We start from the raw sequence: 26,238 nt of genomic DNA, 5'->3' as shown, positions 1-26,238 counted from the left end.
CCCCCATCCCGGTGCACTCCGGTCCGTCGCGGTTGGGCCCGGTCTTCGACCACACCCGCGGTGAGCACCGCGCGGCCCTCGTCGGCTACCTGCCCGCCGGGTTCCCGACGGTGCCCGAGTCGATCGACGCCGTGCGCGCGCTCGTCGACAGCGGCTGCGACATCATCGAGGTCGGCGTCCCGTACTCCGATCCCGTCATGGACGGCCCCACCATCGCGGCCGCCGCAGGGCGCGCCCTGGCCAACGGCGCCCGCGTCCGCGACGTCTTCACCGTGGTCGAGGCCATCGCCGACGCCGGTGGCAAGGCCGTCGTCATGACGTACTGGAACCCGGTCATGAAGTACGGCGTGACCGAGTTCGCCGCGAATCTCGCGTCGGCGGGCGGCCTCGGCATGATCACGCCGGACCTGATCCCCGACGAGGCCGGCGACTGGCTCGGCGCCTCCGAGGAGCAGGGGCTCGATCGCATCTTCCTCGTCGCACCGTCGTCGACGGAGGAGCGTCTCTCGCGCACCGTGCAGTCGAGCAGCGGTTTCGTCTACGCCGCGTCGACCATGGGCGTGACGGGTGCCCGCGATGCGGTGTCCTCTGCCGCGCCCGCACTGGTGTCCCGCATCCGCGTGCACTCCGACATCCCCATCGGCATCGGCCTCGGGGTGCGTTCCGGTGCCCAGGCCGCGGAGATCGCCGCGTACGCCGACGCCGTCATCGTCGGATCCGCGCTCGTCTCCGCCGTCGACCAGGGTGTCGGCGCCGTCTCCGCGCTCACCGCAGAACTCGCCGAGGGCGTGCGGTCGGCGAAGGCCGCGTCGTGATGCTCGCGGCGAACACCGCCGTGCTCGCCTACATCCCCAGTCCGCCGCAGGGCGTCTGGTACGTCGGGCCGCTCGCACTGCGGGCGTACGCCTTCTTCATCATCGTCGGCATCGTCGTCGCGATCGTGTGGGGTGACCGCCGCTGGGTCGCCCGCGGCGGCGACAAGGGGACCGTCCTCGACGTCGCCGTGTGGGCCGTGCCGTTCGGTCTCATCGGCGGTCGGCTCTACCACGTCATCACCGACGCGCCGACGTACTTCGGCGAGGGTGGCAATCCGATCGACGCCCTCAAGATCTGGCAGGGCGGTCTCGGCATCTGGGGCGCCGTCTTCCTGGGTGGTGTCGGCGCGTGGATCGCCTGCAGGCGACGCGGGATACCGCTCCCGGCCTTCGGCGACGCCGTCGCGCCGGGCATCCTCCTCGCGCAGGCCATCGGCCGCATCGGCAACTACTTCAACCAGGAGCTCTACGGACGCGACACCACCCTGCCGTGGGGCCTCGAGATCTACGAACGCGTCGACGCCAACGGTCGGGTCGACTCCCTCGCCGGCGTCTCCACCGGAATCGTCGAGCGGGTCGTGCATCCGACGTTCCTCTACGAACTGTTGTGGAACGTCGTTGTCGTCGTGCTCCTGGTGCTGGTCGACCGTCGCTTCCGCCTCGGACACGGCCGCATCTTCGCCCTGTACGTCGCGGGCTACTGCGCCGGACGCTTCGTCATCGAGCTGATGCGCAGCGACTTCGCGACGCTGATCGGCGGCATCCGCGTCAACTCGTTCACCTCCGGCATCGTCTTCCTGCTCGCGCTGGCGTACGTCGTCCTCGCGCCCAAGGGTCGTGAGGAACCGGCCACGCTGCGCACCCGGACCGACGAGGTCGAGCCTGACGGCGAGATGACGGACGAGGCGGACGCCGATGCTCCGGCGAAGGACGAGGACCGATCCACCGACGAGGTGACCACCCCGACGACGAGTGAGGACGAGGGACGTGACCGATCCGGACAAGCCTGACCTGACGAAGAAGTCGACCGGCTCGGACCCCGTGGGGTCCGACGACGTCACCGGGAGCACTCCCGGTCCGGGGTGGAACACCAACGCCAGTTTCGGCGAGGGTCCGGGTTCCGGCGCCTACCCGTCCTACCCGTCGCCCGGGACGTACCCCGAACCGTCGGCCGGTGACACGGCTGCCTTCGGCTACCCGGTCGGCGAGTACGGCTCCTGGAATCGTGAGCCCGAGTCGACGGACTGGTCCGCACGGCCGGCCGCGGACACCCCGTACGCCCAGCCCCAATACGGTCAGCCCCAGTACGCCCAGCCGCAGTACGGGCAGCCCCAGTACGGTCAGCAGCCGCAGTACGGGCAGCCACCGTTCGCGGGCGGCCACGGCGTCGATCCGATGGCGCCGTTCGGTCGAGACATGGGGACGGGTGAACCGTTCGGCGACAAGTCGAAGGTGACGGCAGGTGTTCTCCAGTTGGCCCCGCTGCTCTTCGGTCTGCCGCTCGGCATCGGCCGGTTCTACATCGGCTCGACGGTGCTCGGCGTCGCGCAGCTCGTGTCGTTCATCGTGAGCGTCCTGCTGACCGTGACGATCATCGGCGCGTTGATCGGTATCCCGCTCTACGCGGCCGTCTGGCTGTGGTGCCTCGTCGACGGCATCGTGATGCTCGTGAGCAAGGTCCGCGACGGGAACGGCCGACTTCTCAAACCCTGAACGACCTCCCGGTTAACTACTGGCCAGTAGCCCAATTGTCAGGACATAGAGCGGCGTCGTCGATAGGAATCGGGTCCGGCGGGGACTAGGCTTGCGCCCGTGACCCGACGGACGAAGATCGTATGCACCCTGGGACCGGCGACTGCCACCGACGAGAGAATCAAGGAACTCGTCGAGAGCGGAATGGATGTGGCTCGGCTGAATTTCAGCCACGGCGACTACCCCGACCACGAGGCGAACTACAAGCGGGTGCGTGCGGCGTCGAACGCCACCGGGAAGGCCGTGGGCATCCTCGCCGACCTGCAGGGCCCGAAGATCCGGCTCGGCCGGTTCAAGGAGGGCAAGACCACCTGGGCCAACGGTGAGCTGATCCGCATCACGGTCGAGGAGTGCGAGGGCACCCACGATCGGGTCTCCACCACCTACAAGGAACTCGCGCAGGACGCCAAGGAAGGCGATCGCCTCCTCGTCGACGACGGCAAGGTCGGTCTGGTCGTCACCGGTGTCGAGGGCAACGACGTCCTCTGCCGCGTGACCGAGGGCGGCCCCGTCAGCAACAACAAGGGCGTGTCCCTCCCCGGCATGGACGTGTCGGTTCCCGCCATGTCGGACAAGGACACCGAGGATCTCGAGTTCGCTCTGGCCCTGGGAGTCGACTTCATCGCACTGTCGTTCGTGCGGTCGCCGGCCGACGTCGAGCTGGTGCACGCGATCATGGACCGGGTGGGCCGCCGGGTCCCCGTCATCGCCAAGATCGAGAAGCCGGAAGCGGTCGACAACCTCGAGGCCATCGTCCTCGCGTTCGACGCGGTGATGGTCGCGCGTGGTGACCTCGGTGTCGAGCTCCCGCTCGAGCAGGTGCCGCTGGTGCAGAAGCGCGCCATCCAGATCGCGCGCGCCAACGCCAAGCCTGTCATCGTCGCCACGCAGATGCTCGAGTCGATGATCGAGAACTCGCGTCCCACCCGCGCGGAGGCGTCCGACGTCGCGAACGCGGTGCTCGACGGCACCGACGCCGTCATGCTGTCCGGCGAGACCTCCGTCGGCAAGTTCGTCATGGAGACGGTGCGCACGATGGCACGCATCGTGGAGACCGTCGAGATGGAGGGCGACGCGGTTCCGGCGCTCACCCACACTCCGCGCACCAAGCGCGGCGTCATCTCCTACGCGGCTCGCGACATCGGAGAGCGGCTCGACGCACGCGCTCTCGTCGCCTTCACGCAGTCCGGTGACACCGTGCGGCGCATGGCGCGTCTGCATTCGCGGCTGCCGCTGCTGGCCTTCACGTCCATCCCCGAGGTGCGCAGTCAGCTCGCTCTGACCTGGGGCACCGAGACGTTCCTGGTGCCGTTCGTCGACACCACCGACGGCATGGTGCGTGAGGTCGACAAGTCGTTGCTCGAGCTCGACCGTTATCACCGCGGCGACCAGGTCGTGATCGTCGCCGGTGCGCCTCCCGGCACTGTAGGCTCCACCAACTTGATCCACGTGCACCGAATCGGAGAAGAGGACCGGTAAGTGACCGAACTGGGGGGAACGGTCGACAGACCGGAATCGGCGCGTCGGGGGGACGCGCCGATCGCCACGGCGGGGCGCTCACGCGACCTCGACGTGTTGCTGGACATCCTCGACCTCACGGAGGTCGACGAGAACACCTACGTCGGCCGTCACCCGGCAGAGGTCGGGAGCAGAACGTTCGGCGGACAGCTGGTCGCCCAGGCGCTGGTCGCGGCCGGCCGCACCGTCAGCGGGGCGAGGCCGATCCACGCCATCAACGCACACTTCATTCGCGGCGGAGATGTCAAGCGAGACATCACTTTCCGCGTGGAACGTCATCGTGACGGCCGCGCCTTCGCCAACCGTCAGGTGACGGCTTACCAGGGTGACGAGGAGCTGTTCGTCATGCTCGCCGCCTACCAGGACTCGCGCGGCGGCCTCGAGCACAGCGTCGAGTGGCCCGAGGTGGAGTACCCGGAATCGCTGCCGCCGCTGGGCAACCATTTCGACGGGTACGAGGACCGTCTGAAGATGTTCGTGGACGCGCTGAAGCCGATCGACATGCGGTACGCCAATGATCCGGCCTGGATCATGAAGGGCACCGGAGAACGGTCGAACCACAACAGGGTATGGATGAAGTCCGACGGTCCGCTGCCCGACGATCCCGCTCTGCACGTCGCCACGATGGGATACGCGTCGGACACGACGGTGCTCGACTCGATCATCACCACACACGGTCTCTCCTGGGGTTTCGACCGCATCGTGGCCGCGACGGTGAACCATTCCATCTGGTTCCACCGTCCGTTCCGCTTCGACGAGTGGATGCTCTACGCCACCGAGTCGCCGGTCGCCGCGGGGTCCCGCGGACTGGCCACCGGCCGATTCTTCTCGCGCGGAGGAGAATTGGTGGCGACTGTAGTGCAGGAAGGGCTCATCCGCCATTTCCCGGCACGATGACGCGGTCGTCGGTCACCACGAAGACGTCGTCGAAGCGGTCGGTCCCGAACTCCGAGAGCAGGCCGGCGATGAATTTCGTTCCGGGCGCGCACTTCCCGCTGAGAATGCGGGAGACCGTGGCCGGGTCGACCCCGATGCGTTCGGCCAGTTGCCCGTCGGTCGTGATGTGAGCGAAGCGCCGTAGTCGTTCCAGCCCGTCGCGGTCCAGTTCGAGATTCGCCATCGATTCCCCCCGGTGATCGATCGTGTCGCGCTCGTTGCGCGCACGAGACGAAAGGTACACATGCACTGGCGGGCGGGCAATCGACACACTGCGCGTGAACTTGCGTCCGTGTCAGTAGTGTTCGCGCCATGGATCAGACGTCCGGGGTGGGGGAGACGTGGTGGGAGTATCTGAACCGCGTCACAGACAGAGCATCACAAGTGGAGATCGCGCGGGCTGCAGGGGTGGACCCCGCGTCGGTCTCGAGATGGAAACTGGGGAAGAACACGCCGAGTGCGGATCGCGTGATCGCGGTCGCACGGCACTTCGGTCGGAATCCGGTGGAGGCGCTCGTCGTCGCGCGCTACCTCGAGCCTCGAGAAGTCGACGCGTCGATCGAGTTGGCCGCCAGCGCCGCCGCGCTGACGGACGACGAGTTGATCACGGCCGTCCGACGTCGACTCGAGCTGGCGCGGGGCATGGCCGCATCGGGGTCACCGGTGAGCCACGACTGACCGGGGTGTTCAGGGCGTGCGCTCGTCGATGACGAAGATCGCGAGCGTCGCCGCCAACACCGCGGCCGGTATCCACGCGGCGCGGACGCCGACGGACCCGGTCGCGGCGGCGCCGGCGAGTGCGCCGAGGACGAACACGGCGATCACGGCGCTGTAGACACCGAACGCCCGTCGGCCGGCGGAGTCGCGGTCGACGATCGCAGCGAAGCCGGCCTCGGTCACGCGCATCAGATTCCCGGTCATCGCGATCGCGATGTAGTTGAGGTCGCCGATGTTCCGGAACAGGGCGATCTGCAGCGCGTTGATGAACGAGATCGGCACGGTGACCAGTGCATTCGGCACCGTGGCAGGTACGAAGCCCACCACGGCGAGAATGGCTGCCTGCGCCGCGATGGACCACCGGATCGGCCGGTGCACTCGGCGTTCGGCCCGTCCCGTCTTGATGACGTTGGCGATCGAGACACCGACCACGAACGCGAGGATCGGCCACAGGTGTTGGGCCGCGTCCCGCCAGTGCGTCCGCGACACCTCGATCGCCAGGAAGATGACGTTGCCCGTCTGCGCGTTGGCGAAGACGCCGCCTCGGCTGACGTAGGTGTAGGCATCGAGGAACCCGCTCGCGGCGGTGACGAGGAGCGCGAAGCGCAGACTCGAGGCGGTCGCGGTCACCGGTCGTCCCTCGCGACGATGCGCCAGGCGTCGACCTTCGCCGCCGTGCTCAGGGCGGCATGGGCAGGGCTGGTGGACGGCAGCCGGAACGTCTCGACGGGCCGGGACAGCGCCACGTGGCGAGCGAACAGCCGTGCCGCCGCGGCGCCGTTGAACACGATGCGGTCCAGGGTGGGGTGTGCCGTGAGCAGCGCGTCGATGTCGTTCGGCACCACGGTGTCGCTCTCGATGGCCGAGTCGAGACTGCCCTCGCGAGTGCACAGTTCGAGAACGTCCCACACCGCGACGCCCGCGGCCGTGAGTGCGCGCACGCGTTCCGCGTACCCGGCATCCCCGGGTAGGTGGAAGAGGTGAGTCATGATGGGCCAGAACGCATTCCGAGGATGGGCGTAGTACTGCTCGGCCGTCAGCGACGCGACCCCCGGCATGGAACCGAGCACCAGCGTGTGCGGCGAGTCGCCGACGAGCGGGGCGAAGCCGTGCACCACCGTCATGCTGCGACACCGGCGACGACGAACAGCACCGACGCACCCAGTCCTGCGACCACGCGGACGTGGTTCCACCGGGTCCACCGAGTGAGGTACTCGGGCCACACGTCCTCCGCGGCAGCGAGCCGATCGTTGAGCGGCACGTTGACGGCGACGGTCACGCCGAGGCAGCCCGCGACGTAGAGCGCCGCCGCCGCTGCGACGAGAACGGCGGGTGTGCCAGGCTCGAGGAACGCGGTGACGGCGGCGAGGACCGATGCCGCCGCGGTACCGAACAGCAGGACCATGAAGACGGGAGCGACGATGACCACGTTCACGCGCGTCATCACCGCCGTGGCGGCGGACGCGGGCTGTACGCCCAGCGCCGGCATCACGGCGATGGAGAAGGCCAGCAGGACGCCGGCCACCGCAGCGGAACCGACACCCGCCGCGACGACGGCGGCGGAGAGCAGAACGGACACGACGGAGCCTTTCGATGATGCGGCGGTTCTGTCGTCCCATCAGATCACGGTGCCCACCGGGGTCGTCCGATGATCGTCACGAGTGCCTTCTTCGCCGACTACGCGCGCCAGTCGGACCAGAAGCTCGACGTGCTCGGCGGCATCTGGGACTGGTGTGTGCTCCCGTCCCTCGCGCAGCCCGTCGAGGCCTACCTGGTGGTCCTGCTGCAGCGCGGCCCCGACGACGTGTCGGGTGAGCGGGTACGGGTGGAGATCACGGACGGCGAGGACGAGCCTCTGCACGTGTTCGAACTGCCCGTCGCCGGTCACCTCGAGGGGGAGCAGCAGGCTGTGGCGTTCCCGATCTCCTTCGCATGCCGACGGGTGGGGCGCCACGTGCTGCGCCTGACGACGGGGGCGGCCGATCCGGGATTCGCGCTCTCGCTGGACGTTCGATCGATGGCCTGAGCGGCTGCGGGGGAGATGTACTGGTGCCCTCGGTGAGACTCGAACTCACACTGCACGGGTTTTGAATCCGTTTCCTCTGCCAATTGGGATACGAGGGCGAACCGCTCGCGGGGCGAGCTGGTGCGGTCACCGAGTGTAGAAGATCGGTGCCGGATGCGGTGCACCGGTACCCTGACGACGGCCCGGGCGCAGCGTCGAGAACGGCGCCGCCGCGGGGGAGCAGTGCATCGAGGGAGGGCGAGTCAGCGTGAACACACCGGCACCGTCGCAGCCACGTCGTGTGGTGGTCGCGGAGGACGAGTCACTCATTCGGCTGGACCTCGTGGAGATGTTGCGCGAGGAGGGGTACGACGTCGTCGGCGAGGCCGCGGACGGTCAGGAAGCGGTGGACCTCGTCCGCGCCCTGGTTCCGGATCTGGTGATCATGGACGTGAAGATGCCGCGTCGAGACGGTATCGACGCGGCCTCCGAGATCGCCGCGGCTCGGTTGGCTCCGGTCGTGATCCTGACGGCCTTCAGCCAGCGCGAACTCGTCGAGAGGGCCCGCGACGCCGGCGCCATGGCGTATCTGGTGAAGCCCTTCACGAAGGCGGACCTGGTGCCCGCCGTGGAACTGGCCGCCAGCCGGTTCACCGAGATCTCCGCGCTGGAGACCGAGATCGCGGATCTCCACGACCGCCTCGACACGCGCAAACTCATCGAGCGCGCCAAGGGTCTGCTGATGACGTCCCAGTCGCTCTCCGAGCCGGAGGCCTTCACGTGGATCCAGCGGGCCGCGATGGACCGCCGCACCACCATGAAAGCGGTCGCCTCCGTCGTCATCGAGACGCTCGGAGACGCCCCCGTCGCGTGACACCGAGTGCCGTGATCCGGCCTCGAAGACTGTGCCAGGCTACGGCTGCGTTAAAACTGGCTGCGTAGACGTCACAGTAAGGTCACAGGGCTTGTTCCACGGGTCGCGAACCGTCGGGGAGCGATAGGTTCTCCTTCACGAGCGTCACGGTATCGGGTGCGTGACGCACATATTTCTAGGAGACGACAGATGGCAAGACGAACCATCGTTCGGACGGCTGCGGTGGTGAGCGTCGCTTCGCTCGCCCTGTTCGGCTGTTCCTCGAGCGACGATTCGAGTTCCGGCAGCGAAACCAGCGCTGCCGGCGGCTCTTCCGCAGCTGCGGAGGCCACCGTGGACACCGACTGCACACCCGAGCAGGCAACTGCCGGCGCGACGCCGGTGACCACTCCGCTCAAGCTCGGCACACTGCTTCCCGAGACCGGTAGCCTCGCCTTCCTCGGCCCGCCCGAGGTCGCCGGCGTGCAGCTCGCCGTCAACGACGTCAACGGCGCCGGTGGCGTTCTCGACCAGCCGATGGAGCTCATCCCCGGCGACTCGGGCGACACCACCACGGACACCGCGAACAGCACCGTCGACCGCGAGCTCGCGGCCGGCGTCAGTGTCATCCTGGGTGCAGCGTCGTCCTCGGTGTCCCTCAAGGTCATCGACAAGATCGCCAGCGCCGGCGTCGTGCAGATCTCGCCGGCCAACACCTCCGACCAGTTCGTCTGCTACGCGGACAAGGGCCAGTACTTCCGCACGGCACCGACCGATGTGCTTCAGGCACAGGCGCTCTCGCAGCTCATCGCCGAGGACGGCGGCCAGCGCGTCTCCATTCTCGCGCTCAACGACCCGTACGGTACGGGCCTGGCGAGCAACACTGTCACCAACCTCGAGGACGCCGGCATCGCGTCCGACCAGATCCAGAAGATCATCTACGACCCCAACGCGCAGTCGTTCAACGCCGAGGTGGACCAGGTGAAGAACTTCAACCCGGACGCCGTCGCCATCATCGGCTTCGAGGAGTCGGCGAAGATCATCACCCGTATGCACGAGATCGGCATCGGACCGTCGGACGGCACCGCCGTCTACGGCGTCGACGGCAACATGGGCAACGCCCTCGGCGAGTCGGTCGGACCCGGCCTGCTCGACACCATGCGTGGCACCACGCCGCTCACCGACGTGGGCGCCGGTTTCCAGGACCGTCTCAAGGCCGTCAACCCGGCTCTGGTCGACTTCAATTACGCCGGTGAGTCCTACGACGCCGTCGTGATCTCCGCCCTGGCCGCGGAGCAGGCGAAGTCCACCGCGGGTGTCGACATCGCGGCGAACATCAACTCCGTCACCAAGGACGGAACGAAGTGCACCACGTTCCAGGAGTGCCTGCCGCTGGTGAAGGCCGGAACCGACATCGACTACGACGGTGTCACCGGTGAGCTCGCGTTCACCGACGGCGGCGAGCCGTCCGTCGGCTCGTACGGCAAGCTGGTCTTCGGACCGGACAACAAGCTCACCACCGAGGACTACATCGTCGTCGGCGGCTGATCTGCAGTAGCCCGGAACGGGCCCGCCTCCACTGGAGTCGGGCCCGTTCTGCTGTCGTGAGGCTCGGCTGCTCCTCCCGCGAGTACGTCGACAGTGTTGTGAATACGGCTCGTTGCACGGCACTTCGGACGTACTCGCCGAGGGTGAGGGGCCGCAGACAGCGAGAAGGGCGCCCCGAGCGAACTCGGAGCGCCCCTGTCGGTGTGCGCGGGTACTACTTCTTCTCTTTGCTCCCCGCCAACGTGCCGAGGTACAGCTCGATGACCTTGGGGTCGTTCATCAGGTTCGTGCCGGTGTCGGTGTACGCATTCTTGCCCTGATCCAGCACGTAGCCGCGGTCACAGATCTGGAGGCACCGGCGAGCATTCTGCTCCACCATGATGATGGAGACGCCCGCCGCGTTGATCTTCTTGCAGCGGATGAAGACCTCGTCCTGGAACATCGGAGACAGTCCGGCCGACGGCTCGTCGAGCAGCAGCACGGACGGTTCCATCATCAGCGCGCGGCCCATGGCGACCATCTGCCGCTCGCCACCGGACAGTGCGCCCGCCTTGATCTTGCGACGCTCCGACAGCAGCGGGAAAAGCTCGCTGACGAAGTCGAACCGTTCCTGGAACTTCTTCGGCCGCAGGTAGATCCCCATCTCGAGGTTCTCCTCGATGGTGAGCGAGGGGAACACGTTCTGGGTCTGCGGAACGTAACCGACGCCCTTCGTCACGAGCACGTGTGCCTCGGCGGAGGTGATTGTGTCGCCGCGCAGCGTGACGGATCCGCTGCGGATCGGGATGAGACCGAAGAGTGCCTTGAGCAACGTCGACTTGCCGGCACCGTTGGGGCCGATGATGCCGACGATCTCGCCGTCGTTCAGATAGAAGTTGCAGTCCTTCAGGATGTTCACGCCGGGGATGTATCCGGCCACCAGGTCGTCGGCACGCACGAGCGCGTCGGTGGCCAGGCGGCGGTGTTCGTCCGGTGTCGCCGCGAATTCTGCTGCGGTGAGCCCGGTTCCCCCGGATGTGGTCGCTCCGGATTCGGTCATGTCGTGGTCCTCTTGTCCGTCCCGATCTCGGGTTCGGCCGCGGAGAGATCTCCGCCCGACTCGAGTGTCTCGACCTCGGCCTGCTCGAGCGCCTCGGCCAGTTCTGCCGTGGCGCCCACAGGATTTCCGTCGGCGTCGAACTCGAGCGCCTGATCGTGGTGGCTTCCCAGGTACGCGTCGACGACGGCCTCGTTGTCCGCCAACTGCGCGGGCGCGGACTCGGCGATGACGCTGCCCTGAGCCATGACCACGACCCAGTCACTGATGTCGCGGATCACGTCCATGTCGTGCTCGACGAAGACGACGGTCATGCCGTCGTCGCGCAGCGACTTGATGTGGCCCAGAAGGCTCTGCGTCAGTGCGGGATTGACGCCGGCCATGGGCTCGTCGAGCATGACGACGGCGGGATCGGTCATGAGCGCTCGCGCCATCTCGAGCAGCTTGCGCTGTCCGCCGGAGAGGGATCCCGCGAGGTCCTCGGACTTCGCGTCGAGTTTGAATCGCGCGAGCAGTTCCCGCGCACGCTCGGTCACCTCCCGCTCCTGCGCCTTCCACGTCCACGGCATGAGCGTGTTGAAGATCCGCTCACCCTTCTGTCCCGTGGCACCGAGCCGGACGTTGTCCAGCACGGTCAGCTTCGACAGTGCCTTCGTCAGCTGGAATGTCCGCACCACACCGTGGCGCGCCACCTGGTGCGGCGTCATCCTGCCCAGCGACTTGCCGTCCATCGACCAGGACCCGGTGTCCGGCTGGTCGAACCCGGTGAGCAGGTTGAACAAGGTCGTCTTGCCGGCGCCGTTCGGGCCGATCAGGCCGGTGATGCAGCCACGCTGGATCTCGAGGTGTGCCACGTCGACGGCCTTGAGGCCACCGAAGGTCCGGGACACGCCGTCGACCACCATGGTCGGGTCGGGCTTGGCGACGCCGGGGGTGTTCGCGACGTCGGCGAACAACGCCGCGCGCACCTCGGCGCTGAGCGGCTTGCGTGCCGCGATGGTGTTACTTGGCATCGAGCTGTACCTCCCGCTTGTTGCCCAGCAGTCCCTGCGGGCGGAAGATCATCAGCACCGCGATGAGGATGCCGAGGAGGACGAATCGTGTGGCGCCGACCTGCTGTTCGGTCATCGGAATGAGTGGGTCGTCGCCGGCGGCGGCCTGACGCAGCAGCACGTCGGGGATCGACAGGAAGAACCAGAAGAGCATGGCTCCGACGACCGGACCGAAGACCGTGGCCGCACCGCCGAGGATCAGTGCGCCGAAGGCGAAGAAGGTCTGCGCCGTCGAGTAGAAGTCGGGGTTGATCGACTTGGTCTGCAGAGCGTTGAACACGCCGCCCATACCGCCGATGACGCCACCGAGGACGAGGGCCTGCATCTTGTAGACGAAGACGTTCTTGCCCAGCGAGCGGGCGGCGTCCTCGTCCTCGCGCACCGCCTTGAGGACGCGTCCCCAGGGGCTGTGCGTGAGCAGGTACACGAGTCCGCACAGGATCAGCACCAGTGACCATCCGACCACCATGGCCCACAGGTCGTCGCCGTAGAACTTCACGCCGACGAACGAGTACTGCTTGCCCGAGTCGAACGGGCTGAGGTTGGTGAACGGATCGGCGAAACCGAAGAGGCCGTTGGTCGATCCGGTGACACCGTTCGACGCGGTGGACCGGAAGACCAGTCGCAGGATCTCCGACGCCGCGATGGTGACGATGGCGAGATAGTCCGCCCGCAGTCGCAGGGTGGGGATACCGAGCACGAGCGCGAGGAGACCGGCTGCCGCGAGTCCGACGAGGATGCCGAGCCACAGCGGCTGTTCGTACGTGATGGTCATGATGCCGACGCCGTATCCGCCCAGCAGGGCGAAGCCGATCTGACCGAAGTTGAGCAGTCCTGCGTAGCCGAAGTGCAGGTTCAGTCCGATGGCGAGAAGTGCGTAGAAGATCGCGGAGGGCCCGACGAGCTGGGCCAGCGATACCTGGATTGCTCCGATGATGTCCATGGTCAGCCGATCCTTTGCCGCGAGCCCAGGATGCCTTGCGGCCGGACGATGAGGATGACGATCAAGACGAGCAATCCTCCGATGTATTTGAGGTCGGGGTTGATCACGAGCGTCGACCACTGCACCAACAGACCGACGATGACACAGCCGAGCAGGGCGCCGTACGCCGTGCCGAGGCCACCGAGGGTGATGCCGGCGAACATGAGCAGGAGGAGCTTGAAGCCCATCTCCCACTGGACGCGTCCGCCGAGCTCGGAGAGCCCGAACAGCACGCCGCCCAGAGCGGCGAGACCGCCGCCCATGCACCAGACGAAGGTCACGACGCGCTCGACGTTGATGCCGGACGACGCCGCGAGATCGCGGTTGTCGGCGACGGCGCGCATGGCCTTGCCGATACGGGTCTTCTGCAGCATGAGCGCGACGAGCACGAGCACCACGACGCTGATGACGATGCAGGCGAGGTTGACGTCGGTGATGGCGAACGGCCCCCACTCACGCTGCACCTGCGCCTGATAGTCCTTGTAGGGCTCGGCGCGGTCGGAGAAGAAGATGAGGATCAGGTACCGCAGGGCGATCGCGAGACCGATCGAGACGACGAGTTGGCCGATGAGGCCGGTCTTGCGTCTGCGCAGCGGTCTCCAGAGTCCGGCGTTGTTCGCCCAGCCGACCGCCACACCGACGATCACCGCCAGGACGGTCGCCGGGATCAGCTGGATCCCGAGCTTCTGGTTGAAGACCCATGCCGCGACGGCGCCGAGCGTGACCAACTCGCCGTGGGCGAAGTTGGTGAGCCCGGTGGTGCCGAAGATGAGGCTCAGACCGATCGCGGCGAGCGCGATGACCAGTCCGAAGCGCAGCCCGTCGATGGTGGTGCGCAGGAACTTCTCGTAGAACGGGACGACCGTGGCGCTGCGTTCCTCACCGAAACTGAAGATGACGGTGTTGGCGCGACCTGCCTCCACGGTGCGTTCGACGTCGCCCTGCACGGAGACACCGTCGGGCAGGGTCTCGGGGTCGACGCGGAATGTGTAACTGCCGGGTGAGACCGGAAGTGTCCATCGCCCACCGGTTTCCGACGTGGTGCGAGCCACCTCGGACTCTCCGGAGTCGAGGGCCACGACGTCGACGCCGACGAGGCGTTCACCGGCGTTGTTCAGGCTGCCGCTGACGTTCACCGCGTCGGCGGGTGGAGCGGAGTCGGACTCGGAGCCGCTCGCGGGTGGGGAGCTCGAGCTCGGAGTGGGGGACGGAGTGGGTTCCTGGGCCAGGGCCGTTCCACCGAAGGTGGCTGCGGCGATGAGGCCGAGGAGTACGACGACGAGCGCGCGGACGAGGGCGGCGGTGGCCGTCGTTCGTCCGGGCCGTCGAGGACTCGAGGGGGGCACGGGGGTCCTCTCGGACGGTCGACTAACGCCGAGGAATCTCGGCTCTGCTTGCAATTGTCGGACTCTATCGGGCTCCGGGTATCGAGAACGGCCGCTTCGATTTCTTCGATGTTTCAGTCTTGTTTCGAAGCGGTCGACCGCCGACCACGCCCGTGTCGGTACGCCTCCCTAGACTGACCTGCGTGAGTCCAGTAACCGAGTCCTCGCCCCTCCTGATGCTGATCGACGGTCACTCGGTGGCGTACCGCGCCTTCTACGCCCTGCCCGCCGAGAACTTCAAGACCACCAGCGGGCAGACCACCAACGCGGTGTACGGGTTCACCTCCATGCTCATCAATCTGCTGCGGGACGAGTCGCCCACGCACGTCGGCGCGGCCTTCGACGTCTCTCGCCAGACCTTCCGGGCGGACAAGTTCCCGGAGTACAAGGCCAATCGCATCAAGACCCCCGACGAGTTCGCGGGCCAGATCGACATCACCAAGGACGTCCTCGGAGCACTGGGCATCCCGGTGATGGCGGAGCCGGGCTTCGAGGCGGACGACATCATCGCCACCCTCACCACGCAGGCGGTCGCGGCGGGGTACCGGGTGCTGGTGGTCACCGGCGACCGGGACTCGCTGCAGTTGGTCAACGACCAGGTGACCGTCCTCTACCCGCGCAAGGGCGTCTCCGACCTGACGCGGTTCACGCCGGCGGAGGTCGAGAGCAAGTACGGACTCACCCCGGCCCAGTATCCGGACTTCGCGGCGCTGCGCGGAGACCCCAGCGACAATCTTCCCGGCATCCCGGGGGTGGGGGAGAAGACCGCCACCAAGTGGATCCGGGAGTACGGCAGCCTCGAGGACCTGGTCGACAAGGTCGACACCGTGCGCGGCAAGGTCGGCGACGCGCTGCGCGCCAATCTCTCCAGCGTCGTCCTCAATCGCCAGCTCACCGAGATGGTGCGCGACGTCCCTCTGCCGTACACACCGGATCAACTGCAGCTGGCGCCGTGGGACCGCGAGCGGGTGCACGCGCTGTTCGACGATCTCGAGTTCCGTGTGTTGCGCGATCGGCTTTTCGCCACCCTCTCGTCGACCGAGCCGGAGGCGGAGGAGGGCTTCGAGGTGCGGGGCCGCGCGCTCGAACCGGGCGAGCTCGCCGAGTGGCTCGCGGCGCACACGCAGGACGGTGTCCGCACCGGGCTCTCCGTCGTGGGGACGCGGTCCCCGTTCGACGGTGACGCGTCGGCCGTCGCGTTCGCGTCGGCGGACGGGGAGGGTGCCTACGTCGAGACCATCGGGCTCACCGCCGAGGACGAGCAGGCACTCGCGGCCTGGTTCGCGAACGAGTCGCGGCCCAAGGCTCTCCACGAGGCCAAGTGGGCGTTGCATGCGCTGCGCGGTCGCGGATGGCCCGTCGCGGGGCTGACCAGCGACACCGCACTCGCGGCCTACCTGGTCCGACCGGGGCAGCGGAGCTTCGCGCTCGACGACCTGTCGCTGCGGTACCTCAAGCGCGAGTTGCGCATCGAGGACGCGGGCGACGCCCAGCTGTCCCTGCTCGACAGCGAGGACGAGACGCAGGCAGCGGTGGCCGAGGGGGAGATCCTGCGAGCGCAGGCGGTGCTGGATCTCGCGGACGCGCTGGACCGTGAGCTCGACGAGATCGAGTCCGCGCCGCTGCTCTCGGACATGGAGCTGCCGCTCCTCGGCGTGCTCGCCACCGTCGAGAACACCGGTATCGCGATCGATCTCGATCATCTGCACGACCTGCAGAGCCAGTTCGCCGGGGAGGTGAGCGTCGCCGCCGAGGCGGCCTACGCGGTGATCGGCAAGCAGATCAACCTCGGGTCACCCAAGCAGTTGCAGGTGGTCCTGTTCGACGAGCTCGACATGCCCAAGACCAAGCGCACCAAGACCGGCTACACCACCGATGCCGAAGCGCTGCAGTCGATGTTCGAGAAGACCGAGCATCCCTTCCTCCGGCACCTACTCGATCACCGGGACGCCACGCGGCTCAAGGTGACGGTCGACGGTCTGCTCAAGTCGGTCAGCGACGACGGGCGCATCCACACCACGTTCAACCAGACCATCGCCGCGACGGGTCGGCTGTCCTCCACCGAGCCCAACCTGCAGAACATTCCGGTCAAGACGTCCGCGGGCCGTCGCATCAGGGAGGGCTTCGTCGTCGGCGAGGGTTACGACTCGCTGATGACGGCGGACTACAGCCAGATCGAGATGCGGATCATGGCGCACGTCTCCAAGGACGAGGGGCTCATCGAGGCCTTCAACACCGGCGAGGATCTGCACAGCTTCGTCGGGTCGCGCGCTTTCGGGGTGCCCATCGACGAGGTGACGCCGGAGTTGCGCCGCCGGGTCAAGGCGATGTCGTACGGACTGGCTTACGGGCTCAGTGCCTACGGCCTCTCCCAGCAGCTCAAGATCTCCACCGAGGAGGCCAAGGAGCAGATGGAGGCGTACTTCTCCCGGTTCGGTGGGGTGCGCGACTATCTGCACGAGGTCGTGGAGGCGGCGCGCAAGGTCGGCTACACCTCGACTCTCTACGGACGTCGCCGCTACCTGCCGGATCTGACGAGCGACAATCGTCAGCGCCGCGAGGTCGCCGAGCGCGCGGCCCTCAACGCCCCCATCCAGGGCACCGCGGCCGACATCATCAAGGTCGCGATGATCGACGTCCAGCTCGGACTGGTCGAGGCCGGGCTCACCTCGCGGATGCTCCTCCAGGTGCACGACGAACTGGTGCTCGAGGTCGTCGAGTCCGAACGCGCCGAGGTCGAGGCGTTGGTCCGAGACAAGATGGCGCACGCCATCGAGCTGTCGGTGCCGCTCGACGTCTCCGTGGGAACGGGTCGCACCTGGGACGACGCCGCACACTGAGGCGACCACACGACGACGACGGCGGGCGACGGAATCTCTTCCGTCGCCCGCCGTCGTGGTGCGGGTGTCAGCCCGCGGTGGTCACTCGGCCGCGGCCTGCTGCTCCGCGATCTGCTTGCGGACGTCGTCCATGTCCAGGCCCTTGATCTGGCCGACCAGGTCCTCGAGCGCCGCCTGCGGAAGTGCGCCGGGCTGCGCGAAGACGAGGACGCCCTCGCGGAACGCCATGAGCGTGGGAATCGAGCGGATGTTCGCGGCGGCGGCGAGTCCCTGCTCCGCCTCGGTGTCGACCTTGCCGAACACGACGTCGGGGTGCTGCTCCGAGGACTTCTCGAACGTCGGGGCGAACTGCTTGCACGGTCCGCACCAGTCGGCCCAGAAGTCGACCAGAACGACGTCGTTACCGGTGACGGTCTCGTCGAAGTTCTGCTGGGTGAGGGTCTGCGTTGCCACGAGGATCCTTTCGTCGTGAGTGCCGACCCACCTCGTGTGGGCTCCGGCATGGTGTTCTGTCCACCGTCAACAGGCGGACCCGCGCCGTCATTCCCGAATTCGATCAGACCGAGACGGGCGCCGCCCGGAAGGTGCGCCGGTAGGACTGCGGTGTGGTGCGGCGTAGCCGCAGGAAGTGCTGGCGCAACACCGCCGCGGAACCGAATCCCACGGTGTCCGCGACGGCGTCCACCGACAGGTCACTGGACTCGAGGAGTCGCTGCGCCTCGAGAACGCGCTGATCGCTGATCCAGCGTGCCGGGGTCGTGCCCGTCTCCGCCTGGAATCGGCGAGCGAAGGTGCGGGGCGACATCGAGACGCGTGCTGCCAGGACGTCCACGGTGAGGTCCTCGCGCAGGTTCTCGGCGATCCAGTCGATGAGCGGGGCGAGGGTGTCCGAGTCGCAGGTGGGGACGGGCACCGCGACGTACTGGGCCTGGCCGCCGTCACGGTGCGGGGGCACCACCATGCGTCGTGCGATGCCGTTGGCCACCGCGGCGCCCTGTGTGGACCGCACGATGTGCAGGCACAGGTCGATCCCGGCAGCGGTTCCCGCGCTGGTGTAGACGTTGCCGTCCTGGACGTAGAGCACGTTCGAGTCGACCGTGGCGCCGGGAAAGCGCTCGGCCAGGCGCGCCGCATGGCGCCAGTGGGTCGTGCACCGACGTCCGTCCAGCAGTCCCGCCTCGCCGAGAACGAAGGCGCCGGTGCACAGGCTCGCGACGCGCGCGCCTCTCGCCACGGCAGCGCGCAACTTCTCGGCCAGCGGCTCGAGGTCGTGGCCGTCACCGGTGCCGCAGGCGAACGTGCCGTCCGGCGCCGTCGCGGTACCACCCGCGGACATGATGATCAGATCCGCGTCGTCGAGTCGATCGAGGTCGTACGGGACGTCGATGGAGTAGCCGAACCGAGTGCGGATCGGGTCGGGGACGGCCGCGATCAGCGAGAAGTCGTAGACCGGCAGTCCGTCGTCCGACCGGTCGAATCCGAAGACCTCGCACGCGACACCCAGTTCGAACGCCTCGGTCAACGGCAGGAGCGGGACGACCACCTTCGTCAGCATGTCGCCCAGTATGGCAGGAAAACGACGAAATATGTCATTACTGCCACTGTTGGTGGAATCCGCTGCGACGGAGTATTTCTCGCATGACCTTCTTCCTCGTTCTCGCGACAGTCCTGCTCCTCCTCACTGTCCTGGCCGCCCTCGCACTCGCGGATCGGACACCCGACACCCATGCCGAGGTGACCCGCCACGGCGACTACCGTTTCTGATCGTGCTCGTACTGCAGTTCCTGGCCACCGCAGCGGTGTGGGGCGCGAGCTTCCTGTTCATGAAGGTGGGCCTCGAGGGGCTGAGCTTCGTCCAGGTGGTGCTGGCGCGACTCGTCCTCGGTGCGGCCACACTGCTGATCCTGTTGCGTCCCATGCATGTTCGACTCCCGCGGCGAGGAGTCGTGTGGCTCCACTCGACGTTCCTCGCGGTGGTGCAGTGCATCCTCCCGTGGCTGCTGTTCGCGTGGGCGGAGCAGGATATCGACTCGGCCACGGCATCCATCGTCAACGCGACGACGCCGCTCATGACGACGGTGCTGGCCTTCGCCGTTCTTCCCGCCGAACGGCCGACTCTGCTGCGCGCCGCGGGCCTCCTGATCGGCTTCGCCGGCATCGTCGTGGTGTTCGCGCCGTGGGAGAGCGGTCTGAGTGGCAGCCCGCGTGCGCAGCTGGCGTGCCTCGGCGCCACCGCGTCCTACGGTGTCGCGCTGGTGTACCTGCGTCGGTTCGTCATCCCGCTGGGTGTGCCGTCGTTGGCGGTGGCGACGATGCAGATCGGTCTCGCCGCGATGATGATGCTGGTCGCGGCGCCCGTGGTGGCGAGCGACGCGGTGCGTCTCGACGTGCCCGTCGTCGCGTCGATGCTCGCGCTCGGCTGTGCCGGCACCGGGCTGGCCTTCCTGTGGAACACCAACGTCGTGACGGGATGGGGACCGTCCGCCGCGTCGACCGTGACGTACCTCAGTCCCGTCGTCGGCATCGCGCTCGGCGCCCTCGTGCTCGACGAGTCGGTCACCGCGAACGCGGTGCTCGGTACCGCGCTCATCATCGTCGGGGTGATGGTCACGACGAGGCGCCGAGCAGCCTCGGTGGCCGCGCCGCCTGTCACCCGATGAGCCAGTCGGCTCTCGCGTCGCCGTCCCAGCGACGGACGGCCGACACCTCGGCGTCGACGTCCTGAAGATCGGTCACGAGATGCGATGCCGCGGAACCGATGTCCTCGGGACGCGCGCGCATCGCCAGGGTGACGTGCGGAGTCCAGTGCCCGGGTTCGAGATGCGGGGGAATGCCGGGCGAGTCGGCGAGCGCCTCGTACACCCGCGCGTGCAGATCCAGGAGAGCCGCGGTCGGCACGACGGAGCGGGCCAGGACGGCCCGCGATCCGCCGAAGACCACCAACCCGCCGAGGCGTACCGACTCGGGGAAGCGCCACGACCCGGCGTCTCGTCCGTCGGCGATCAGGGCGGCGAGCCGGCGCTCGGCGACATCGTCGATCCTCGACGCGACCGCGATGGTGACGTGCGGACGGTTGGACGCCCCCGCGTGGCGAGCCTGACTCGGCAGGCCCAGCTCGGCGAGGTAGTTCCACTCGCGCCGGATCGCATCGTCGCTGCGCTCGTCCAGGAGGAGTTCCACCGACTGCACCATGATGGGTAATGATGGCGGCCATGACGAGTGCAGCGCATCCCGGGGCCTCACAGTCCGACGACTCCGGTGCCGGTTCGCGCCGCGCACCGCACCGCATCGGTGTCCTGCACGGCGACGGCATCGGCACCGAGATCGTGCCCGGGACCGTACAGATCGTCGATGCGGCCGTGCAGGCCCTGGGTGCCACGCCCGTCGAGTGGGTGGAGCTGCCCTTCGGTCGTGCGGCACTCGACGAGTTCGGCGACGCGGTACCGCCGCGCACCCTGAGCGCGTTGGCAGAGTTGGACGCCTGGGTCCTCGGACCGCACGACAGCGCGTCCTACCCCGAGGAGACGCGGGGGCAGCTGACGCCGGGTGGTCGCATCCGCAAGGAGTTCGATCTGTACGCGAACATCCGGCCGGCACGCGCGTTGCCGGGCGTGCGGGCGACGAGTCCGGACATGGACCTGGTCGTCGTCCGGGAGAACACCGAGGGCTTCTACGCCGACCGCAACATGGCCGTCGGATCCGGGGAGTTCATGCCCACTCCCGACGTCGCCCTGGCCGTGGCGGTGTTCACCCGTCGAGCGTGCGAACGCATCGCCGAGCAGGCGTTCGCCCTCGCGGAGACTCGTCGGCGCCACGTGACCGTGGTGCACAAGACGAACGTGTTGCGGTTGACGACGGGGCTGTTCAAGGACGTGTGCATGGAGGTGGCCGAGCGGCACCCGGACGTCGAGGTGGACCACGAGCACATCGACGCCCTCACGGCGAAGCTCGTGCGGTCTGGGGAGACCTTCGACGTCCTGGTGGCCGAGAACATGTTCGGAGACATTTTGTCCGACCTCACCGGCGAGTTGGCCGGGTCGCTCGGGACGGCACCGTCGATTAACGCCTCGGACACCAAGGTGATGGCTCAGGCCGCCCACGGCGCGGCCCCCGACATCGCGGGCCGCAACCGCGCCAACCCGACGGCGCTGCTGCTGTCGGTGGCCGCGATGCTCGAGCACCTCGCGGCGGGACCCGGGCCCGCCGATCACGCACGGGTGGGTGAGCGGATCCGCGCGGCGGTCGAGGCGACCATCGCCTCGGGAGTCGGTACCGCGGACATCGGGGGACTCGCGTCCACGAGCGAGTTCCTCGAGACGGTCGACGCCCACGTGGTCCGCGGTCTGTGACAGGTCAGGCGGTGCAGCAGAAGATCGCGGTGCCGGGGAAGAGCTCTCCACGCAACGGCGACCACTGACCCCACTCGCGATCGAGCCACTCCGGCCAGTCGGGTTCGACGATGTCGACCAGAGTCAGCCCGGCGGCGACGATCTCGCGAACGCGGTCGCCCACCGTGCGATGGTGCTCGACGTAGGTGGCGGTGCCGTCGGGATCGAACTCGGCGTACGGCGTGCGGTCGAAGTAGGGGATGGTGGCGGTCAGCCCGGCCGGGCCCGGATCGTCCGGGAAGATCCACCGCATCGGGTGGTTGACCGAAAACACCCACCGTCCGCCGGGGCGCAACACGCGCCGGACCTCACGCATGACTCCGGCGGAGTCGGCGACGAACGGGATCGCGCCGAAGGCCGAGCACACCACGTCGAAGGACGCGTCGGCGAACGGCAGGTTCTCCGCGGAGGCCTGGATCAGTGCGGGTGACGCACTGCCGGGGGACGATGCCTCGCGGGCCGCGATCGCCGCAGCGCCGTGCGCCAGCATTCCGGCCGAGATGTCGAGGCCCGTCGCGCGGGCACCGTGACTGGCCAACCAGCGCGAGCAGGGCGCGGATCCGCATCCGATCTCGAGCACGTCGCGCCCCTCGACGTCACCGAGCAGGTGCACGTCGCCCTCGTGCAGACCCTCGGGGCACCACACGAACTCGCCGGCCTCGCTCGTCACGCCGAGGAAGTCGCCGTGGGTGCGGTGGTACTCGTCGGAATCCTGGTCCCACCAGGACCGGGACGCCCGCTCGGAGGATCGGGAGTCGACGCGGCGGCGACCGGGCAGCGGCTCCGCGGGGGCCGCGTCGGCAGCGGGAGCGTGGCCGGGCGTGGACCCGGTCGGACGTGCCGGAACACCGAGATCGCCGGGGGTTTCTGTGGACACGCGCAACACGGTAACCGGGTTTGCTCGGTGCGCGGGGCACCGAGTAGTCTTCGATACGCGAATGTCTGTCTTCGCGTGCACGTGGTCGGACTCCCGCTCGTCGGCGAGGGTCCGTGGCGTGTCCGGGGGGACTGCGTCGTGTCTCGTCTCCCAGCGCTCAAGATACGGCAGCACGCGTGTCCTGTCCGCAGGAAGAACGAGTCTGTCCGACCGAACATCCATCCACCGACCCCAACCCGTCCGGAGCAACTCACCACATGGCCTCATCCACCGTCACCTCGCCGCAGGTAGCCGTCAACGACATCGGCTCCGCCGAGGATTTTCTCGCCGCGATCGACGCGACGATCAAGTACTTCAACGATGGCGACATCGTCGAGGGCACGATCGTCAAGGTCGACCGTGACGAGGTCCTGCTCGACATCGGTTACAAGACCGAAGGCGTCATCCCCTCTCGCGAGCTCTCCATCAAGCACGACGTCGACCCCAACGAGGTCGTCTCCGTGGGCGATGAGGTCGAAGCTCTCGTCCTCACCAAGGAGGACAAAGAGGGTCGTCTGATCCTGTCGAAGAAGCGCGCACAGTACGAGCGCGCCTGGGGCACCATCGAGGAGCTCAAGGAGAAGGACGAGGCCGTCAAGGGCACCGTCATCGAGGTCGTCAAGGGTGGACTCATCCTCGACATCGGTCTCCGTGGCTTCCTTCCCGCGTCGCTCGTCGAGATGCGTCGTGTCCGCGATCTCCAGCCGTACGTCGGCAAGGAGATCGAGGCCAAGATCATCGAGCTCGACAAGAACCGCAACAACGTCGTCCTCTCGCGCCGTGCATGGCTTGAGCAGACGCAGTCCGAGGTGCGCAGCGAGTTCCTGCACCAGCTCCAGAAGGGCCAGGTCCGCAAGGGCGTCGTGTCCTCCATCGTCAACTTCGGCGCGTTCGTCGATCTCGGCGGAGTCGACGGCCTGGTCCACGTGTCCGAGCTGTCCTGGAAGCACATCGACCACCCGTCCGAGGTCGTCGAGGTCGGCACCGAGGTCACGGTCGAGGTTCTCGACGTCGACCTGGACCGCGAACGTGTCTCCCTGTCGCTCAAGGCGACGCAGGAAGACCCGTGGCGTCAGTTCGCCCGTACCCACGCGATCGGTCAGATCGTCCCGGGCAAGGTCACCAAGCTGGTTCCCTTCGGTGCGTTCGTGCGCGTCGAAGAGGGCATCGAGGGCCTGGTCCACATCTCCGAGCTGGCCGAGCGCCACGTGGAGGTCCCGGACCAGGTCGTCACCGTGGGCGACGACGCGCTCGTCAAGGTCATCGACATCGACCTCGAGCGTCGCCGCATCTCGCTGTCGCTGAAGCAGGCCAACGAGGACTACAGCGCCGAGTTCGATCCGTCCAAGTACGGCATGGCCGACTCGTACGACGAGCAGGGCAACTACGTCTTCCCCGAGGGCTTCGATCCCGAGACCAACGAATGGCTCGAGGGCTTCGACAAGCAGCGCGAGGAGTGGGAAGGCCGCTACGCCGAGGCGGAGCGTCGCCACAAGATGCACACCGCGCAGATGGAGAAGACCGCAGCCGACGAGGCGCAGGAAGCTGCCAACGCAGCGGCCGGCTACTCCTCGGAGACCGGTACCCCGTCCGCACAGGGTGCACCGGCGGCAGCAGCTCCCGAGTCCACCGGCGGATCGCTCGCCAGTGACGCTCAGCTCGCCGCTCTGCGCGAGAAGCTGTCCGGCGGAGCCTGATTCGCCGACCCGGCGGAGCATGATCCGCTGATCGACCGCTGAACGAGAGAAGCCCCGAACCGCACAGGTTCGGGGCTTCTCCCGTTCGTGGCACCGGCACCCGACCGGCTCCACACACGAGAGAAGGCCCGATCCGCGCAGGATCGGGCCTTCTCTCGTGTGGTCGGTGGTGCGGTGGGTCAGCTCGCTGCGGCTGCACTCCAGCCGGTGCCCATCTGCACGCCGCGCTTGCGCATGGACGCGAAGCTGTGGCGGGCAGGGCTGATGAGCGAGGTGAACCAGTTGCGGCGATGTTCCGCCAGCGCATCGGCGACCTGAGGGATCAGGATGCAGTGGACGCCGTCGGACATGCCCAGGCGGTGCCGTCCGGACTGCATCCGACCGACTCCCTCTCCCGCAATGGTGTTCATGCCCGTCCTTTACCTGTCGAGTACCGTCTCGCGGAGCCTTCCGGAGAAAATACGAAAGCCTGTTGTGCGCCTCGAAGATAACCGACAGGTTGGGAAACATGGTGCATTTGAGACTGGTGATTCGCGGCGTGTTGATGCGCTGCGCGCCGGACTCGGCCACACTGGGTGCGTGTTGAGAATCGGATTGACCGGTGGAATGGGCGCGGGGAAGTCGACGGTGTCACGCACCCTCGCCGACCTCGGCGCCGTGGTGGTGGACGCCGACAAGATCGCGCGCGAGGTCGTGGAGCCGGGCACGCCCGGACTGGCCGCTCTCGTCGAGCGCTTCGGCGGGGACATCCTGGCTGACGACGGCAGCCTGAATCGACCGGCGTTGGCGGCCAAGGCCTTCGGGGACGAGGAATCCCGCCTCGCTCTGAACGGCATCCTGCACCCCTTGATCGGGCAGCGCACGACCGAACTCGTGAACAGCGCTCCGCCGGACTGCGTCCTGGTGCACGACATCCCGTTGCTCGTCGAATCTCGCACCGCCGCAGCCTTTCACCTCGTCGTGGTCGTCCACGTCGAGGCGGAGGAGAGGGTGCGACGGCTGGTGGCCTCGCGTGGACTGAACGAGGACGACGCCCGCGCCCGCATCGCAGCCCAGGCGACGGACGAGCAGCGCCGCGCCGCCGCCGACGTGTGGCTCGACAACTCCGGGACACCGGAGGCGTTGGAGGCCACCGTCCGTGAACTCTGGGCCGATCGTCTCGAGCTCTTCGCGGCCAACCTCCGCTCGGAGACCGTGGCCCGGACCGCCCCCCGCGTGGTGCCGGCCGACCCGATGTGGCCCGCCGAGGCACAGCGCGTGATCGATCGTGTGCGCCTCTCCTGCGGCAACCGAGCGCTACGGATCGACCACATCGGATCCACCGCGGTTCCCGACTTCCCGGCGAAGGACGTCCTCGACATCCAGGTGACGGTGGCGGATCTCGCCACCGCGGACGCACTGCGCGATCCGTTGACGGCGGCCACCTTTCCGCGCATCGAACACATCACGGCGGACGACCCGAAACCGTCGGCGGTGCCGGGGGAAGCCGATCCTGCACTGTGGGAGAAGCGTCTGCACGGCGCAGCCGACCCGGGCAGACCGGTGAACATCCACCTCCGGGTCGACGGGTACCCGGGACAGGTCTTCGCGCTCATGTTCCGAGACCGGCTTCGCGCCGACCCCGCCGCTCGGGAGGCGTACCTCGACGTGAAGACCCGTGCTGCCTCGCGAGCCGCGGAACACGGCGAGTACGTGGAGGCCATCGAGGCGTACGTGGGGGAGAAGGCGCCGTACTTCGACACTGTGTATCCCGAGGTCGTGGAATGGGCGGCTCGGACGGGGTGGAAAGCCGACTGAT

At 67.8% G+C, this 26,238-nt stretch carries 28 protein-coding genes and 1 tRNA gene; 15 read left to right on the top strand and 14 right to left on the bottom strand.

From position 1 onward, the window contains the following. Positions 1 to 11: 11 nt before the first annotated feature. The 5 genes from trpA (at position 12) to BR07_RS0118990 (ending at position 4,982) form a co-directional block, all read left to right on the top strand. Positions 12 to 815, top strand: coding sequence for a tryptophan synthase subunit alpha (trpA, locus tag BR07_RS0119010; RefSeq protein WP_027506782.1), 804 nt, complete (start codon positions 12 to 14; stop codon positions 813 to 815). Further along, positions 815 to 1,825, top strand: coding sequence for a prolipoprotein diacylglyceryl transferase (gene lgt / locus BR07_RS0119005; protein WP_027506781.1), 1,011 nt, complete (start codon positions 815 to 817; stop codon positions 1,823 to 1,825). Before trpA ends, lgt begins: the two co-directional genes overlap by 1 nt. Further along, positions 1,803 to 2,528, top strand: coding sequence for a TM2 domain-containing protein (locus tag BR07_RS25490; RefSeq protein WP_051613589.1), 726 nt, complete (start codon positions 1,803 to 1,805; stop codon positions 2,526 to 2,528). Before lgt ends, BR07_RS25490 begins: the two co-directional genes overlap by 23 nt. A gap of 99 nt (positions 2,529 to 2,627) precedes the next feature. Further along, entirely contained in the window at positions 2,628 to 4,046 is a 1,419-nt protein-coding gene (pyk, locus tag BR07_RS0118995; RefSeq protein ID WP_027506780.1) for a pyruvate kinase, read from the top strand. Positions 4,047 to 4,106: 60 nt separating this feature from the next. Further along, entirely contained in the window at positions 4,107 to 4,982 is an 876-nt protein-coding gene (locus BR07_RS0118990) for an acyl-CoA thioesterase (RefSeq protein WP_027506779.1), read from the top strand. Here the strand turns inward: BR07_RS0118990 and BR07_RS0118985 are convergent. Beyond that, entirely contained in the window at positions 4,957 to 5,205 is a 249-nt protein-coding gene (locus BR07_RS0118985; RefSeq protein WP_027506778.1) for a helix-turn-helix transcriptional regulator, read from the bottom strand. The genes BR07_RS0118990 and BR07_RS0118985 overlap by 26 nt on opposite strands. Before the next feature lie 128 nt (positions 5,206 to 5,333). Here BR07_RS0118985 and BR07_RS25485 point away from each other — a divergent pair, with 128 nt between their 5' ends. Further along, positions 5,334 to 5,699, top strand: coding sequence for a helix-turn-helix domain-containing protein (locus BR07_RS25485; RefSeq protein ID WP_081821418.1), 366 nt, complete (start codon positions 5,334 to 5,336; stop codon positions 5,697 to 5,699). 9 nt (positions 5,700 to 5,708) lie between these two features. Here BR07_RS25485 and BR07_RS0118975 read toward each other — a convergent pair whose 3' ends face one another. The 3 genes from BR07_RS0118975 to BR07_RS0118965 are packed head-to-tail and all read right to left on the bottom strand — an operon-like array spanning position 5,709 to position 7,317. Beyond that, the gene (locus tag BR07_RS0118975; protein ID WP_027506777.1) at positions 5,709 to 6,368 is read right to left on the bottom strand and encodes a YoaK family protein; all 660 of its coding nucleotides are present in this window, start codon (positions 6,366 to 6,368) and stop codon (positions 5,709 to 5,711) included. After that, positions 6,365 to 6,862: a DNA-deoxyinosine glycosylase gene (locus BR07_RS0118970; protein WP_027506776.1), complete on the bottom strand. Its 498-nt coding sequence runs from the start codon at positions 6,860 to 6,862 to the stop codon at positions 6,365 to 6,367. The genes BR07_RS0118975 and BR07_RS0118970 overlap by 4 nt, the downstream gene beginning before the upstream one ends. Then, positions 6,859 to 7,317 (bottom strand): anthrone oxygenase family protein, encoded by a 459-nt coding sequence (locus BR07_RS0118965; protein ID WP_037186651.1) that lies wholly within the window; start codon positions 7,315 to 7,317, stop codon positions 6,859 to 6,861. Before BR07_RS0118965 ends, BR07_RS0118970 begins: the two co-directional genes overlap by 4 nt. 69 nt (positions 7,318 to 7,386) lie before the next feature. Between BR07_RS0118965 and BR07_RS0118960 the strand changes: the two genes are divergently transcribed. After that, positions 7,387 to 7,764, top strand: a complete 378-nt coding sequence (locus BR07_RS0118960; RefSeq protein WP_027506774.1) for a hypothetical protein — start codon at positions 7,387 to 7,389, stop codon at positions 7,762 to 7,764. A gap of 21 nt (positions 7,765 to 7,785) precedes the next feature. On the opposite strand, the gene BR07_RS0118955 is transcribed toward BR07_RS0118960, so the two are convergent. Then, positions 7,786 to 7,862 (bottom strand) — tRNA-Leu (locus BR07_RS0118955). A gap of 149 nt (positions 7,863 to 8,011) precedes the next feature. Between BR07_RS0118955 and BR07_RS0118950 the strand changes: the two genes are divergently transcribed. Continuing rightward, positions 8,012 to 8,617 carry an ANTAR domain-containing response regulator gene (locus BR07_RS0118950; RefSeq protein ID WP_027506773.1) on the top strand — a complete coding sequence of 202 codons (606 nt, stop codon included), beginning with the start codon at positions 8,012 to 8,014 and terminating at the stop codon, positions 8,615 to 8,617. A 189-nt stretch (positions 8,618 to 8,806) separates the two neighbouring features. Continuing rightward, the gene (locus BR07_RS0118945) at positions 8,807 to 10,144 is read left to right on the top strand and encodes an ABC transporter substrate-binding protein (RefSeq protein ID WP_027506772.1); all 1,338 of its coding nucleotides are present in this window, start codon (positions 8,807 to 8,809) and stop codon (positions 10,142 to 10,144) included. Positions 10,145 to 10,358: 214 nt separating this feature from the next. Here BR07_RS0118945 and BR07_RS0118940 read toward each other — a convergent pair whose 3' ends face one another. From BR07_RS0118940 to BR07_RS0118925, 4 genes are read right to left on the bottom strand one after another with little or no spacing between them, the layout of a single operon-like run. Next, complete coding sequence (locus BR07_RS0118940) at positions 10,359 to 11,183, bottom strand: ABC transporter ATP-binding protein (protein WP_027506771.1); 825 nt, start codon at positions 11,181 to 11,183, stop codon at positions 10,359 to 10,361. Next, positions 11,180 to 12,193 (bottom strand): ABC transporter ATP-binding protein, encoded by a 1,014-nt coding sequence (locus BR07_RS0118935; protein ID WP_027506770.1) that lies wholly within the window; start codon positions 12,191 to 12,193, stop codon positions 11,180 to 11,182. Before BR07_RS0118935 ends, BR07_RS0118940 begins: the two co-directional genes overlap by 4 nt. Next, a complete protein-coding gene (locus BR07_RS0118930) occupies positions 12,183 to 13,175 on the bottom strand; it encodes a branched-chain amino acid ABC transporter permease (protein ID WP_027506769.1) in 993 nt (330 codons plus the stop codon). The genes BR07_RS0118935 and BR07_RS0118930 overlap by 11 nt, the downstream gene beginning before the upstream one ends. A 2-nt stretch (positions 13,176 to 13,177) precedes the next feature. Continuing rightward, a complete protein-coding gene (locus BR07_RS0118925; protein WP_027506768.1) occupies positions 13,178 to 14,560 on the bottom strand; it encodes a branched-chain amino acid ABC transporter permease in 1,383 nt (460 codons plus the stop codon). Positions 14,561 to 14,775: 215 nt separating this feature from the next. On the opposite strand from BR07_RS0118925, the gene polA reads away from it, so the two are divergent. Next, a complete protein-coding gene (gene polA, locus BR07_RS0118920; RefSeq protein WP_027506767.1) occupies positions 14,776 to 17,439 on the top strand; it encodes a DNA polymerase I in 2,664 nt (887 codons plus the stop codon). A gap of 81 nt (positions 17,440 to 17,520) precedes the next feature. Here the strand turns inward: polA and trxA are convergent, their stop codons facing one another. Beyond that, positions 17,521 to 17,892 (bottom strand): thioredoxin, encoded by a 372-nt coding sequence (trxA, locus tag BR07_RS0118915; protein ID WP_027506766.1) that lies wholly within the window; start codon positions 17,890 to 17,892, stop codon positions 17,521 to 17,523. 103 nt (positions 17,893 to 17,995) lie between these two features. Further along, a complete protein-coding gene (locus BR07_RS0118910; RefSeq protein ID WP_027506765.1) occupies positions 17,996 to 18,994 on the bottom strand; it encodes a GlxA family transcriptional regulator in 999 nt (332 codons plus the stop codon). 83 nt (positions 18,995 to 19,077) lie between these two features. Here BR07_RS0118910 and BR07_RS27805 point away from each other — a divergent pair, with 83 nt between their 5' ends. Both BR07_RS27805 and BR07_RS0118900 read left to right on the top strand, forming a co-directional pair. Continuing rightward, positions 19,078 to 19,203 (top strand): hypothetical protein, encoded by a 126-nt coding sequence (locus tag BR07_RS27805; protein WP_261769712.1) that lies wholly within the window; start codon positions 19,078 to 19,080, stop codon positions 19,201 to 19,203. Between the two features lie 2 nt (positions 19,204 to 19,205). Beyond that, on the top strand, positions 19,206 to 20,099 hold the full coding sequence (locus BR07_RS0118900) for a DMT family transporter (RefSeq protein ID WP_269320108.1): 894 nt from the start codon (positions 19,206 to 19,208) through the stop codon (positions 20,097 to 20,099). Here the strand turns inward: BR07_RS0118900 and BR07_RS0118895 are convergent. Continuing rightward, positions 20,089 to 20,631: a 2'-5' RNA ligase family protein gene (locus BR07_RS0118895; RefSeq protein ID WP_027506763.1), complete on the bottom strand. Its 543-nt coding sequence runs from the start codon at positions 20,629 to 20,631 to the stop codon at positions 20,089 to 20,091. The two genes, BR07_RS0118900 and BR07_RS0118895, sit on opposite strands and share 11 nt — an antisense overlap. 20 nt (positions 20,632 to 20,651) lie before the next feature. Between BR07_RS0118895 and BR07_RS0118890 the strand changes: the two genes are divergently transcribed. Further along, positions 20,652 to 21,788 (top strand): isocitrate/isopropylmalate dehydrogenase family protein, encoded by a 1,137-nt coding sequence (locus BR07_RS0118890; protein ID WP_081821429.1) that lies wholly within the window; start codon positions 20,652 to 20,654, stop codon positions 21,786 to 21,788. Positions 21,789 to 21,792: 4 nt separating this feature from the next. Here BR07_RS0118890 and BR07_RS25480 read toward each other — a convergent pair whose 3' ends face one another. Beyond that, positions 21,793 to 22,605: a class I SAM-dependent methyltransferase gene (locus BR07_RS25480; RefSeq protein ID WP_037186791.1), complete on the bottom strand. Its 813-nt coding sequence runs from the start codon at positions 22,603 to 22,605 to the stop codon at positions 21,793 to 21,795. Between the two features lie 356 nt (positions 22,606 to 22,961). Here BR07_RS25480 and rpsA point away from each other — a divergent pair, with 356 nt between their 5' ends. Further along, complete coding sequence (rpsA, locus tag BR07_RS0118880) at positions 22,962 to 24,440, top strand: 30S ribosomal protein S1 (RefSeq protein WP_027506761.1); 1,479 nt, start codon at positions 22,962 to 22,964, stop codon at positions 24,438 to 24,440. A gap of 179 nt (positions 24,441 to 24,619) precedes the next feature. Here the strand turns inward: rpsA and BR07_RS0118875 are convergent, their stop codons facing one another. Then, positions 24,620 to 24,850, bottom strand: coding sequence for a hypothetical protein (locus BR07_RS0118875; protein WP_081821417.1), 231 nt, complete (start codon positions 24,848 to 24,850; stop codon positions 24,620 to 24,622). A gap of 169 nt (positions 24,851 to 25,019) precedes the next feature. Between BR07_RS0118875 and coaE the strand changes: the two genes are divergently transcribed. After that, the gene (gene coaE, locus BR07_RS0118870) at positions 25,020 to 26,237 is read left to right on the top strand and encodes a dephospho-CoA kinase (RefSeq protein WP_027506759.1); all 1,218 of its coding nucleotides are present in this window, start codon (positions 25,020 to 25,022) and stop codon (positions 26,235 to 26,237) included. The last annotated feature ends 1 nt before the right edge of the window (position 26,238 follow it).

The sequence above is a fragment of the Rhodococcus sp. UNC23MFCrub1.1 genome, assembly GCF_000686025.1.
Taxonomy (GTDB): Bacteria; Actinomycetota; Actinomycetes; order Mycobacteriales; family Mycobacteriaceae; genus Rhodococcoides.
This window is presented reverse-complemented; position numbering and strand designations above follow the sequence as displayed.